This is a genomic window from Proteocatella sp. QWL-06 (assembly GCF_058684135.1).
This window is the reverse complement of record NZ_CM178755.1, coordinates 2,347,872-2,360,466: the sequence shown is the minus strand read 5'-3', so window position 1 is coordinate 2,360,466 and position 12,595 is coordinate 2,347,872. Positions and strand designations below refer to the sequence as shown.

At 44.5% G+C, this 12,595-nt stretch carries 9 protein-coding genes and 1 riboswitch; of the genes, 6 read left to right on the top strand and 3 right to left on the bottom strand.

What is annotated here, in order from left to right; translation table 11 throughout:
- Positions 1-205: 205 nt before the first annotated feature.
- Positions 206-2,875 carry a copper amine oxidase N-terminal domain-containing protein gene (locus AC4PGZ_RS11280; protein WP_492158718.1) on the bottom strand — a complete coding sequence of 890 codons (2,670 nt, stop codon included), beginning with the start codon at positions 2,873-2,875 and terminating at the stop codon, positions 206-208.
- Positions 2,876-3,217: 342 nt separating this feature from the next.
- Between AC4PGZ_RS11280 and iadA the strand changes: the two genes are divergently transcribed.
- Positions 3,218-4,387 carry a beta-aspartyl-peptidase gene (iadA, locus tag AC4PGZ_RS11275; RefSeq protein ID WP_492158717.1) on the top strand — a complete coding sequence of 390 codons (1,170 nt, stop codon included), beginning with the start codon at positions 3,218-3,220 and terminating at the stop codon, positions 4,385-4,387.
- A 113-nt stretch (positions 4,388-4,500) separates the two neighbouring features.
- Here the strand turns inward: iadA and AC4PGZ_RS11270 are convergent, their stop codons facing one another.
- On the bottom strand, positions 4,501-5,898 hold the full coding sequence (locus AC4PGZ_RS11270; RefSeq protein ID WP_492158716.1) for an alanine/glycine:cation symporter family protein: 1,398 nt from the start codon (positions 5,896-5,898) through the stop codon (positions 4,501-4,503).
- 320 nt (positions 5,899-6,218) lie between these two features.
- On the opposite strand from AC4PGZ_RS11270, the gene AC4PGZ_RS11265 reads away from it, so the two are divergent.
- The 3 genes from AC4PGZ_RS11265 to AC4PGZ_RS11255 are packed head-to-tail and all read left to right on the top strand — an operon-like array spanning position 6,219 to position 8,243.
- Positions 6,219-6,407 (top strand): hypothetical protein, encoded by a 189-nt coding sequence (locus AC4PGZ_RS11265; protein WP_492158715.1) that lies wholly within the window; start codon positions 6,219-6,221, stop codon positions 6,405-6,407.
- A 24-nt stretch (positions 6,408-6,431) separates the two neighbouring features.
- Positions 6,432-7,799, top strand: a complete 1,368-nt coding sequence (locus tag AC4PGZ_RS11260; protein WP_492158714.1) for a methyl-accepting chemotaxis protein — start codon at positions 6,432-6,434, stop codon at positions 7,797-7,799.
- Positions 7,800-7,805: 6 nt separating this feature from the next.
- Positions 7,806-8,243, top strand: coding sequence for a methyl-accepting chemotaxis protein (locus AC4PGZ_RS11255; RefSeq protein WP_492160271.1), 438 nt, complete (start codon positions 7,806-7,808; stop codon positions 8,241-8,243).
- A 102-nt stretch (positions 8,244-8,345) separates the two neighbouring features.
- On the opposite strand, the gene AC4PGZ_RS11250 is transcribed toward AC4PGZ_RS11255, so the two are convergent.
- Positions 8,346-10,400 (bottom strand): methyl-accepting chemotaxis protein, encoded by a 2,055-nt coding sequence (locus tag AC4PGZ_RS11250; protein ID WP_492158713.1) that lies wholly within the window; start codon positions 10,398-10,400, stop codon positions 8,346-8,348.
- Positions 10,401-10,566: 166 nt separating this feature from the next.
- Positions 10,567-10,682: riboswitch (FMN riboswitch) on the top strand.
- Positions 10,683-10,835: 153 nt separating this feature from the next.
- Between AC4PGZ_RS11250 and ribD the strand changes: the two genes are divergently transcribed.
- Entirely contained in the window at positions 10,836-11,933 is a 1,098-nt protein-coding gene (gene ribD / locus AC4PGZ_RS11245; protein WP_492158712.1) for a bifunctional diaminohydroxyphosphoribosylaminopyrimidine deaminase/5-amino-6-(5-phosphoribosylamino)uracil reductase RibD, read from the top strand.
- Positions 11,918-12,586 carry a riboflavin synthase gene (locus tag AC4PGZ_RS11240; protein ID WP_492158711.1) on the top strand — a complete coding sequence of 223 codons (669 nt, stop codon included), beginning with the start codon at positions 11,918-11,920 and terminating at the stop codon, positions 12,584-12,586. The genes ribD and AC4PGZ_RS11240 overlap by 16 nt, the downstream gene beginning before the upstream one ends.
- Positions 12,587-12,595 lie beyond the last annotated feature (9 nt).

Sequence of the window (12,595 nt, the reverse complement as noted above, 5' to 3'; positions counted from 1 at the left end):
CGAGACGCTTAGGAGCAGTAGAGTAAATGACAATATCAAAATTTGCTTGATTGATTTCATTTTTTTAAATTTCTCCACTTCCAGTTCTGATTTTAAATTCTAATATGATAATATCGACAGGTACCGGAAAAGGATAATATAATTTCTTGGGACGTCAGTACTTTTATATTGACGGCAAATAAGTTTCTTGAACTCGATCAGAGCATCAAGGGTTGCCGACGCTTATAAGTGGTGACTTAAGTCCTACTGTTTCAAAAATGGTGGTTGAGTAGATTTCGGATCCAGTGTTTTTATCTGTTATTTTTAATCCTATGGTGTAGTTGGTTCCGTCATCGATATTTTTGATAATAACATCAAAAGGATCACTGCCTCCAAATGGATTTGTTGAGCCGTTTAAGTCACTGGTATCCATTACTTCCACTGGATTTTCGTGGATAAGATTTACTGTCATGGAGGCTCCGCTGAAGGACGCGGATTTTGGATCATTTAGATTTATAACAGTACCCTTGTCAGAAGAGATTGTCCATTTAAAATCGAAGCTAGCAGGGTTTTCCAGGCTCTTGCCCTCTGCTGTAAGCTTTACAGTTTTAGTTGTTCTGGTGATATTGGAGTATTCTCTCTTTACGCTTATGGCAGAATCTTCTACAGACACTCTGCCCTTCATGGTGTATTTTGTTGCATTAGGGTCATTTAATGCTGAGTTTCCAGCCACAAAGTAGATGATGTCTCCTTTTTCTACTTCTACAGTTGTAAATTTTTCCTTTTCGCTTGCCAGCTCCAAGATAGGCTTAATGTAAGCTGACTTGCTATTGGACTTTAGAAGGTATGCATTTACTCCCAGTCCCAGGTCTGGAGATTCAGCTTTTACAATTACCATTCTTTTTTCTTTGTCTGGTATTTCTATTCTGACTGCGCTGATATTTGGCACATAAGAATCGAAAAGGCTGAGATCTCTGTATATCCGGCCACCGTTAAAAGAAAGTTTATAGGATTCTGCATACATATCTGTAGTCGATAAATCCCCGGCACTGTCAAACATCATATAGCCGGCAAAATCCAGATAGGCCTTGCCGAGGATGAAACCAGGCTTCTTTGTCTTCATATAGTCTTCCAGGAACTGGAAATCATTTACCATAATTTGATTGCTGTAATGATTAAACATATCTGAAAGGTTTAATCCGTGGTTTTTCACCAGATATTCTATAAATTTGGAACTCTTATACTCGTGGCTTCCTCTTGACCACAGCAGGCTTTCTACTGTTCCGAGTTTAGTTCTGAAGTATTCCATGTTAGCAGTTCTTCCGGAAATTGGCATAGGGGATGGAGGAGCCAGTTTATAGCCGGCATACTCAGCCGTGGCCTCCATCAGCCATTCGTTTTTAGCCATATCCAATGGATTGGCATACATTCTCTGTACCATATGAAATACTTCATGGCCAACAGTAACCCATACATCGGCAGGTCTGTCTATATGATCAAGCGAAAGCTCCATGTGATTTTGATACTTAGTAACCTTTGGACTTCCCTCTGGAATAATCCTGATGGTAATAGGGTCTGATATTGGTCGGAAGCTTTGCTCATATTTACTGTATACGGCTTCTGCGATCATAGCAAACTCTTTTATTCTTCTTGGAAGAAGTGCGCTGGTTTGTGCTTCGTCAAGGCCTAATACATTTTTTATTAGAGCCGGTGACATCTGGTCGTTGTTGTATTGAAGGTAGAAATTCTTTCCGTATTCAACTTTTGGATACTGACTTTCGTCATATGCCCAGTCAATATAGGTAAATCCTTTTGCCGTCATATCTTTTTCTTCCTGTATATTGAATTTTACAGTAAAGTGTTTTGTCTGGTAAACAGCGTCATAGGCATGCAGATCCGGTATTTGCGGAGCCTTGCCTGATGCCGCCTCCGCCAGGACTTTTTGGGCACTGGCTTGTGTGGATACATTATGGATCTCAGGGTTTGTTCTGGCAACCATTATTTCTGTCAGATGATCAGTTTTTACTCTTACAACCATGGTGGATGGGTCAACTTCATATGGTATCAGCTTCCATTCTCTGTCGGTTGTATCATAGTAGGCTGCAAGAAGTTGGTCCCTGTCCGCATAGTCAGGGTTAAGTAAACTTTTTTTGTAAGGGAATTCAATGATCAGTTTTTTAGAAAACTGGCTTTGCTCTGCTATGGTGACATCATATGAAAGCAAGGGCGTAACAATTGCCGGATTCAAGCCACTTGGTAGAGTTGGTTTTATTGTGAGGGTACTTGACTGTCTTAATGCTCCCGCTGGTATTGCGACATAAAGTGAGTCCTCTCCATTTTTTCCGGCTGTATAAATTATTTCGTTATCAATATCTGTATTGCTGATCTTTTTGGTATTGCTGCTGGCTGAAATCAGGTCTACTATGCCAGGAATATTGCCAGTATCCATGGCATCTGTTGTATCTGTTTTTACAGCTACAAGTTTTTGTGAACTTTTCCAGTCCACATTTGCCCCAAGGCTTTCGGCAATAAACCTGGTAGGCACCAGAACCCGACCATTTATAGCATTTGCAGGTACGTCCAGAGTTACGCTTTTGCCGTTGATATAGGCAGTTGCAGATTTAAGAGCCAATCTGACAATTGTTCCATCTTTTTCTCCGGTGATTGTCTTGTTTGCTGAGTTATAGCTTACGTTGGCGCCAAGACCCTCAAAGATTGCCCTCAGCGGAACCATGACCCGTCCATTTATCATCATTGGCGGCTGGTCAAACTTAACATAGCTGTCATTAATGGTTACTTTAATTGCATTTGGCGCTGCGTGGGCAGCAAGAAGACCTGGTAAAAATATGCACAGCGAGATGGCTGTAAGCAGTTTCTTCTTGAAATTTCCTTTCATTTGGATACCCCCTTTAAAATTAAACTAAATCATATAAAATCATATAATATAATACCATCTCATCTCAAAAACGTCATTTGTTTTTTATGTTTCCTACTGTTATATTCTTACCCAATGATTCAGGGAGGGAAAATGCATAAGGCGATATTTTAAGATGGATTTTTCCTGAAAAACACTTGTGTGGCACAGGTGTTTTTTCATTGTGAAAAAGCTGTAGAGGTTATGTATTCTTGTCTAGTAAAACTATCTGTGGTAGTATATAATCAGGAATCTGAAAAAACTGACAATTCAGATATATGTAGATAGTCAGTAAATTATTTTATTTTCATGGAGGTGTTTATTATGATAACGCTGATTAAAAATGCAGAGGTTTATGCCCCAAGACACATCGGCAGACGGGATGTACTGCTTACAGCAGACAGGATCTGCAGAATCGGTGAGGTTATTGAGATAGGTGGATCTGTGGAATATACAGAGATAGATGCCACGGGAAAGATAATGTTTCCCGGATTCATAGATTCACATGTGCACATAGCAGGTGGAGGCGGCGAAGGCGGATTCAGCACGAGGACTCCTGAAATAATGCTGAGCGACATCACTCGCGGAGGAGTTACAACCGTCATTGGTACTCTTGGGACGGACGGAAGTACAAGGAGCATGGCAAATCTGCTTGCAAAGGCGAGGGCGCTTGAGGAAGAGGGGATCACGACCTTTGTAAATACAGGGTCTTATCAGGTACCCGTGAGGACTCTTACAGGGTCTGTAACGGATGATATAGTTTTCATAGACAAGATTATAGGCGTAGGAGAGATTGCAATTTCGGATCACAGATCATCTCAGCCTTCATTTGAAGACATAACGAGGATAATATCAGAGGCAAGAATCGGCGGAATGCTTAGTAAAAAAGCAGGGACCGTCAATTTTCATATAGGAGATTCTCCGAGGATGATGGATATTCTGGAGCAGGTAGTCGAAAACACGGAGATACCTGTAAAGAACATCGTGCCTACGCATATGAACAGAAATGAGTTTCTGTTCGAAAAAGGCATGGAGTATGCGAAAAACGGAGGGATAATAGATCTCACTACGAGCAGCATCCCGGGATTCATCGAGGAGGGAGAGGTTAAGTGCTCATCTGCTCTCAAGATAATGATTGAAGAGGGTGTTCCGATGGAAAACGTAACGATGTCATCTGATGGCCAGGGATCTCTTCCTGAGTTCGACTCGCAGGGAAGAGTGACAGGAATAAGCGTGGGAAAGGTCACTTCGCTTTACAAGGAAGTCCAGGATGCGATACTGGTAGACAAGGTGCCAGTTGAGGCTGCGATTATGACCGTGACATCCAATCCGGCATCCGTATACAAGCTGAGAGGCAAGGGAAGCCTGATCGAAGGCTTTGATGCAGACATAGTGCTTGTGGATGCGGATACTTTTGACATAGATACGGTAATCGCAAAAGGAAGGATAATGGTGAGAGGCAGAGAGGTCATAGTCAAAGGAACTTTTGAATAGAAATTATGATAATACGGATCTGATCCATAAATTGAAAAGCCCCATGAATATTTCTTCATGAGGCTTTTTGGGTGCGCCCAGCATCGACGCACTATGATTTTAATGTAATCAGATTACCATACATCCGTATTTTTTATTCCAAGAGCCTTTGCAGAGAAAACCGGGTCCTTTCCTGCCTTTTTCTGATCAGTATAGTCCTTGAGAACCAGGAATGCCGTATTTCCAAGGAGAAGTATGGCAGTTATGTTTATCAGGGCCATTATTCCCATAAGCACGTCCGCAATGTTCCATACAAGGTCGTATCCGGCGATGCTTCCGAGGAATACCGCTATTACGCAGGTTATCCTGAAAAGCGTAAGCGATCCGTCCGGCCTGTTCTGTATGAACATTACATTTGACTCTGTGTAATAGTAGTTTCCTATTATCGAGCTGAATGCGAAGAAGAAAACTGAAATCGTTATGAAGGTGATTCCCCATTCTCCTACCTGAGAAGACACAGCCTGCTGAACGAGTGGCATAGCCTTGAGCGCCGTGTAATCTACCCCTGAAAGGAGGATTATGAAGGCAGAGGTGCTGCATATAAGAAGCGTATCGATGAATACTGATATCAGCTGAACGAGTCCCTGTTTTGCAGGGTGAGAAACCTGTGCAGACGCCGCAGCATTTGGGGCGCTACCCATACCAGCCTCATTTGAGAAAAGACCACGCTTGATTCCCCATAGAACTGCAGAACCCATAAGGCCGCCGGAGAAGCTTTCAAAATCGAATGCGCTTACAAATATATTCGCAATAGTAGCTGGCAGTATTCCGATGTTTTTTACGATTATGAAAAGTCCGAGCGCCATATAGAATATAGCCATCACGGGAACCATTATCGAAGATATAAACGCGATATACTTCTGGCCTTTGAATATTATAAAACCTGTGAGAGCGGAAAGTGCAAGACCTATAGCAGCCGGAATTGCAATGCTCGGGAATTCTCCGCCGAAATAATATGAGAAGGCCGAGACTATGTTGTTAGCCTGAAGGGAGTTGAATCCATAGGCAAAGCATGCAATCAGAGAGATAGAAAAAATTATTCCAAGCCATCTCTGTCCCAGGGCTTTCTGAATGTAATATGAAGGGCCTCCGCGGAACTCTTCGCCATGCTTTACTTTGTAAACCTGAGCCAGAGTGCTTTCAACAAATGCAGATGCAGATCCCAGAACTGCGATGAGCCACATCCAGAATACTGCTCCGGGACCTCCGGCAGAAATTGCCGTAGCTACTCCGGCGATGTTTCCAACGCCGACACGCGATGCGGTAGATATCATTAGGGCCTGAAAAGAGGATACTGCCGACTTGTTGTCATTTTTCTCCATTATCTGTTTTATCCCGTCAGGAAGCAGTCTGAACTGAACAAACCCTGTTCTCAATGTAAAGTAGATACCAACTATAACCAGAAGGCCAACAAGGATGTAGCCGTACATAAAGTCATTGATAGTACCAATGATACTGTTTAATAATTCCATAAAAATCTCCTTTAAATAATATTTTTATAATACTTCATTATGACAGTAAACATTATACCATCCTTCAAGATACAAATAAAGATAAAATTTTAAAACAATGAGGTGTATTATAAAAAATATTGTAATTAAAGCAGTTTAATCTGTAACACAAAGTGTGTGTGCAAAAAAAGACAGATGAAACCGTGAAGCAAATCCTGCAAAATGCATAATATATACAGAAAAAATGCAAAATACAAAATTTGATATTGAATAGCATATAAGTGTTAATGTATAATGAGGGGACTAAGATAAAATCATAACAAGATAAGAGGAGGATGAAATTGAAGAGACAGAAGAGCAGTATCTTTTTCAAAATGATAGTAATGATTCTGGTGCCTGTGATAATAACGCTTACGATAATGCAGGCGGTGCTACTGAGAGAGGCGGGCGGCGAGCTGAACAAGCTGAGCAGTCAGCAGGTGGGGGACAATTCGCTTATGGCCGCAAAGGACACAGAGGCGTTTTTCTAAAAATACAGGATGATCTCAGAGCAGATGGCGGCAAATACATATGTGGCAGAGGTATTTACAAAGGTAAAAGACCCGACTGACAGAATTTCTGAAATGCCTCAGTATCAGCAAATATTGAGCGAAATGAAGGATTCGGCATCTCTTGATACCGAAAACGTGCTGTTTACATGGTACGCGGATGCAGACACAAGTCAGTATATCCAGAATGATGGATTTGTGGCAAAGGCCGAGTGGGACGTTACCAGCAGGCCGTGGTACAAGGTAAAGGACCTCGGAGCAACACTGCTTGTTCCGCCTTATGCAGATACATCTACAGGCAAGACCATAGTGAGCCTCGTATCCCCTGTCTTTGAGCCGGGCACCAGGAACGTGGTGGGATTTGCAGGGATAGATCTTCTTCTTGATACCCTCGGAGAAAACTTCAAGACATATAAGCTGGGAGAAACAGGATTCTTCATACTGTGCTCCGATGACGGAAGGATAATCTATCATCCGGACTCGGAAATGCTGGATAAGTCTGTCGATGAGATGGATATATCAGAAGCAGCCCTGACTGCAGTAAAATCCGGGGAGAGCAGTGGAATAAGCTATGAGTTCGAGGGAATCGATGTATATGGAGTAACTCAGCCTGTAGGAGATACAGGGTGGATGGTGCTTACAGGTCTTCCTGACGAGGAGTACGGAAAAATAGTAAAGGGACTTAACACAAGAGCAGGTATAATACTTGTTGCCGGAGCCCTTGCAATCGCACTGATAATATACCTTATCGCAAAGAGCATAATAAATCCTATGAAGCGACTTGCTGAAGGGGTGGAAAGAATTGCAGACGGGGAGCTTGATGTCAGCATAGACGTAAGGACAAATGACGAAGTCGGCCTTATAGCAGACGGAGTGAGAAAAACCACCGACAGGCTGAGCCAGTATGTGGCATATATAGAAGAAATCACGCTTATTCTTGATGACGTGGCATCGGGAAATCTCGACTTTGCCCTCACTCAGGATTACAGCGGTGAGTTTGCAAAGATAAAGGATGCCCTCATAAACATATCTGAATCGCTAAGCTCTACGCTTTCGCAGATAGGTACAGCAGCGGATCAGGTGGCTGGAGGATCGGACCAGGTAGCGGCTGGAGCGCAGAGCCTGAGCCAGGGATCTACAGAGCAGGCCTCATCTGTTGAGGATCTTTCTTCAAGCCTTTCAGAGATAACGGAAAGGATTTCTGAGAACAGCAGAAATGCAGAAGCAGCAAGCCGACTGAGCATGGAGACCGGAAAAGCCGTGAATGAGAGCAATCAGAAGATGAATGAAATAGTGGAAGCGATGGAAGTGATCACTCAGAAGTCGGACGAGATAGGAAAGATAATAAAGACTATAGATGACATAGCATTCTAGACGAACATACTGGCGCTCAACGCCGCCATAGAAGCAGCGCGTGCGGGCGCAGCAGGAAAGGGATTTGCGGTAGTGGCGGACGAGGTAAGAAACCTTGCCCAGAAATCGGCGCTTGCCGCCCGGGAAACCACAGAGCTTATAGAAGGCTCAATGGAGGCCATCTCCGCAGGAAGATCGGTGATAAGTCAGACTGCCTCGGCGCTGGAGCTCGTAGTTGAGAAGACAGAATCGGTAGGCAGAGAAATCACTAGGATAGCGGATGCCTCTTCGCTTCAGGCGCAGGAAGCAGAAAAGATAACCTCAGGAGTAGAGCAGATATCATCTGTCGTCCTGAGCACGTCAGCGACTGCAGAAGAGAGCGCTGCGGCCAGCGAGGAGCTTGCAGCTCAGGCGCAGACGCTTAGAGAGCTCGTAGGTACCTTCAGGATAAAAAGCGATTTTTAATAAGAATGATTGAAACCTGAATAAGAATATTTGAAGCATACAAAAAAAGCAGTACCTCTGAATGAACCGGAGGTACTGCTTTTACGTTTTTACTGAAGTGAGTTATTTTATTCTGAACTTGCCGATCAGATTGTCCAGGATCTGAGACTGTCCGAACAGCTCTTCGCTTGCTGCGGCGCTTTCCTCGGCTGTAGCCGAGTTTGTCTGTACAACTGCGGATATCTGATCCATGCCCGTCGTTATCTGAGATATGGCAACTGATTCCTGCTGGAGCGAGTCTGATATGAGATCTATTTTCTCTACTATGGACAGGGAATCAGAAGAAACCTTTGAAACTGAGTCTGCGGTCTTTACGGCCATCGCAGATCCATCTTTTATCAGCTCCACTGAAGATTCTATGAGCTCTGAGATATTTCTTGCCGCCTCGGCGCTCTTGCCCGCGAGATTCCTTACTTCATCCGCTACGACGGCAAAGCCTTTTCCGGCGCTTCCTGCTCTTGCGGCCTCTACTGCGGCGTTGAGCGCGAGGATGTTGGTCTGGAAGGTAATGTCTTCGATGGTCTTGACTATAAGGGAGATCTCATTTGACTTGCTGTCGATGGCCTTCATCGCTTCGAGCAGGTTCTGCATCTGGGAGTTGCTGCTTTCCATCTCGGTTCCCATCTCAGCTGCCTGCCTGCTCACGTTTTCGGCGTTTATGGCATTTTTATTTACCTTGTCTGAGATATCCTCTATCGTCGCTGAGAGCTCCTCGACTGAGCTTGCCTGCTCGGCAGCTCCCTGAGCCAGAGACTGGGATGCGCTCGAAACCTGATCTGAGCTTAATGAGACTTGACCTGATGCCTGCTGCATCTCGGCAAGTACTTCATTCAGAGAGTAGATTATGTTGTTGAGGGAATCCTTTATTTTCTGGAAATCGCCTTCGTATTCACGATCTACTTCGAGCTGGAGATTTCCTGAGGCAATGTTTTCGAGTATATATGATATGTCGCTTATATATCCATGCAGGCTCTCCGATGTGGATGTGAATATCCTCATGAGATCTCCGAGCTCGTCCTCAGGAATCTTTGATTCATCGAGCTTTGTATTCAGATTTCCTTTTCCCATCTGCTCCGCCATGTCTATGACATCATTCAGAGGAGAAAGAGATTTCTTGAGTATCGCAAGTGCCATAAGAGCAAGTATCAGGACGCCTGCAATCGCTATTGCGATAACGATTAGAGTTACGTTTCTCACCGGCGCCAGGGCTTCACTCTGGTCCACTACGAATACGCTCGACCATGATTTGTCAAAGCCGCTTATCTTCACGGGGGAATGCACTACGAAGGTCTTCCCGCTGCCGTCTATGGAGCGGTCGCCCTCGCTTATTATGAATTCTCCATTTTTTGAGGCATTCAGCACGAAATCATTTTCGCCGGCTGACTCATATACTGTACCTACCATGGAAGGGTCTGCCGAGTGGGCGATATAGCTTGCTCCGTTGGTGAGCATATAGCTGTAGGCTGTTTCGTAGTCGCCTCTGTCGTATTCAAGTCCGCTTATAGCGTCTGTGAGTATGTCGCAGTTGGCAACTCCTATGAAATTTCCGTTTGCATCGAGGATGGGATTGCTTAGAGTTATAAGCCATACGGTCTCACCTGTGGAAAGCTCGTATGAGTAAGGCTCTGTTATGTGCGTTGAGAGAGTGTCTCTTGCAGGAGCATAGTAATCTGCGGGTGAATATGTTTCATAGTCGTTATACACATCCATTACTACATCAGCGCCGTCGCGAAATGCATAGTATGAGAGCCCCTGAGGAGTATCTTCAAAGAACCTGTCCGGCTCAAACGCATAGTAGGCGGAAAAAATCCTGTCATCCTTGAGGATTTCGGTAAGGGAATTCTTCAGCATCCTTTCTGCAGATTCCTTATCAAGTGACCGGTACCTGTTGACCTCCATTGCGAGGGCCTTTGAGGTAGTCTGAAGATTTTCCAGGTAGGCCTGGGCAATGTTGGCGTTGTGTTTTGAGATATAGCTTATCTCGCTCTTTACATCTCCTGAAATAATGCTGTTGAGAAGTATGTTCAGCGCGATGCAGATAACGAGCATTACGGCTGTGACTATTCCCGCGATTTTCAGCGGTATCTGGAACATGAGGCTTTTTCTGTTTTTGATCATATACACATTCGATTCCTTTCTTTGTGGATAACTGGGGTCTTATAAAAAAGTTGTTTTACTATGATAGCACCATAGCGTGGGAACTGTCAATAATTTCAGAAATCATCTTTGTGAAAAAATAATTGACATGGGTGTAAAGACATGATATCCTTAAGAAAATTGAATAATGAATCTTCAGGGCAGGGTGAAATTCCCGACCGGCGGTAAAGTCCGCGAGCCTTAATTGGCTGAACTTGTGCAATTCAAGTACCGACAGTAGAGTCTGGATGAAAGAAGACATTTACAGGAATCATTTCCTGTATTTACAGCATGTAAAAAATGAGCTCTGGAATGTAACCGCATTTCAGAGATTTTTTATTTTTATGCAGATTTTTGAGCCCTGAATATTTTAAATATTCAGGGTTTTTTATTTGGTAAGAAAAAGGAGAGCGGATTATGAGAGAAAACTACATGAGACTCGCCATGGAGCTGGCACTTAAAGGCGGAAACAGGGTGAGTCCCAACCCGATGGTAGGCGCCGTCATAGTAAAGGACGGAGAAATCATAGGTCAGGGATATCATGAAGAATACGGCGGGCCTCATGCAGAGATAAATGCTCTCAGATCCGCAGACAGATCTCCCGAGGGGGCCACCATGTATGTAACGCTTGAGCCCTGCTGCCATCATGGAAAGACCCCGCCCTGCACAGAGGCTTTAATAAGGAGCGGCATATCGAGGGTAGTCGTGGGGGCAAAGGATCCTAATCCGCTTGTTGCTGGCAGAGGAATGGAGATTCTCAGAGAAAGTGGTATAAGCGTTGAAATATCAGAGCTCGAAAGTGAATGCGAGGCGCTGAACCGGATATTCTTTCACTACATAAGGACAGGAACTCCATATGTGGTCATGAAATACGCAATGACTCTCGATGGAAAGACAGCAACCTCGAGCGGCAGATCGAGGTGGATAAGCGGAGAGGTTTCCAGAGAGAACGTTCACAGGACAAGGAACATGCTGACGGCCATAATGACGGGCTCGGGCACTGTGCTTGCAGATGATCCTGAGCTTACCTGCAGGATAGAGGGAGGAAGAGACCCCATCAGGATAATATGTGACAGCAGGCTCAGGATTCCTCTTGATGCGAAGGTGTTCAGGAATACAGACAGGATACGTACCATAGTGGCAACCTGTACCAAAGACAGATTAAGGATTGAAAACCTTGAAAACGCTGGATGCAGGGTAATAAGAGTAAAAGAGCGCGATGGGCATCTTGATCTGAACATGCTGATGAAGAAGCTGGGAGAAGAGAAGATAGACAGCATACTGCTGGAGGGTGGATCCACGCTCAATGCGGCGGCGCTGGAGTCTGGAATCGTAAGCAGCGTGCAGGCATATATCGCGCCAAAGATATTTGGGGGAGAGAACGCCAAAGGGCCTGTCGGAGGTATCGGGGTATTCAGCCCTGAGATGGCATACATGATGAAGAACAGGAAGATCACGATTATGGATGAGGACATACTGCTGGAATATGAGGTGGAAAGATGTTTACAGGAATAATCGAAGAGACAGGAAGGATAGTCAGGATCGAAAGAGGCGCAAGGTCATCGAGGCTGTGGATTGAAGGAAAGAGAATATTTGACGACCTCAGGCTGGGAGACAGCGTAGCGGTAAATGGAGTATGCCTCACGGTGTCGCACATGAGCTCGAATATATTCACGGCAGACGTGATGAGCGAGACCATATCGAGGAGCTCCCTGGGGATGCTCAGGCAGGGGAGCAGAGTCAACCTTGAGAGGGCGATGCCCGCAAATGGAAGGTTTGGAGGGCACATAGTCAGCGGCCACATAGACGGAACCGGAACCATAGAATCCATGAAAGAAGACGAGAATGCCGTATGGATAACCATAAGCACAACGGAGAAGATATCGAGATATATAATCGAAAAAGGCTCTGTAGCCATAGACGGCATAAGCCTTACGGTGGCGCAGGAGAGCCCGGGAAGGTTCTCGGTATCGGTAATCCCTCACACAGGAAAAGAAACGACGCTTCTCGAAAAGAAAGCAGGAGACACCGTAAATATAGAAAATGATGTCCTGGGAAAATATATAGAGCGATTTTCAGGATACGCAAAGGTAAAAGGCACGGCTTCAGAGGAAAATAAAAGCGAGAGCAGGATCACTGCAGAATTTCTCATGAAGTCAGGATTTTAAATAAAGGGA

Coding starts and splice junctions, on each gene's coding strand:
- AC4PGZ_RS11260 (WP_492158714.1), top strand. CDS start 6,432: ATGGCGGCAAATACATATGTGGCAGAGGTATTTACAAAGGTAAAAGAC.
- AC4PGZ_RS11270 (WP_492158716.1), bottom strand. CDS start 5,898: ATGGAATTATTAAACAGTATCATTGGTACTATCAATGACTTTATGTAC.
- iadA (WP_492158717.1), top strand. CDS start 3,218: ATGATAACGCTGATTAAAAATGCAGAGGTTTATGCCCCAAGACACATC.
- AC4PGZ_RS11240 (WP_492158711.1), top strand. CDS start 11,918: ATGTTTACAGGAATAATCGAAGAGACAGGAAGGATAGTCAGGATCGAA.
- AC4PGZ_RS11250 (WP_492158713.1), bottom strand. CDS start 10,400: ATGATCAAAAACAGAAAAAGCCTCATGTTCCAGATACCGCTGAAAATC.
- AC4PGZ_RS11280 (WP_492158718.1), bottom strand. CDS start 2,875: ATGAAAGGAAATTTCAAGAAGAAACTGCTTACAGCCATCTCGCTGTGC.
- ribD (WP_492158712.1), top strand. CDS start 10,836: ATGAGAGAAAACTACATGAGACTCGCCATGGAGCTGGCACTTAAAGGC.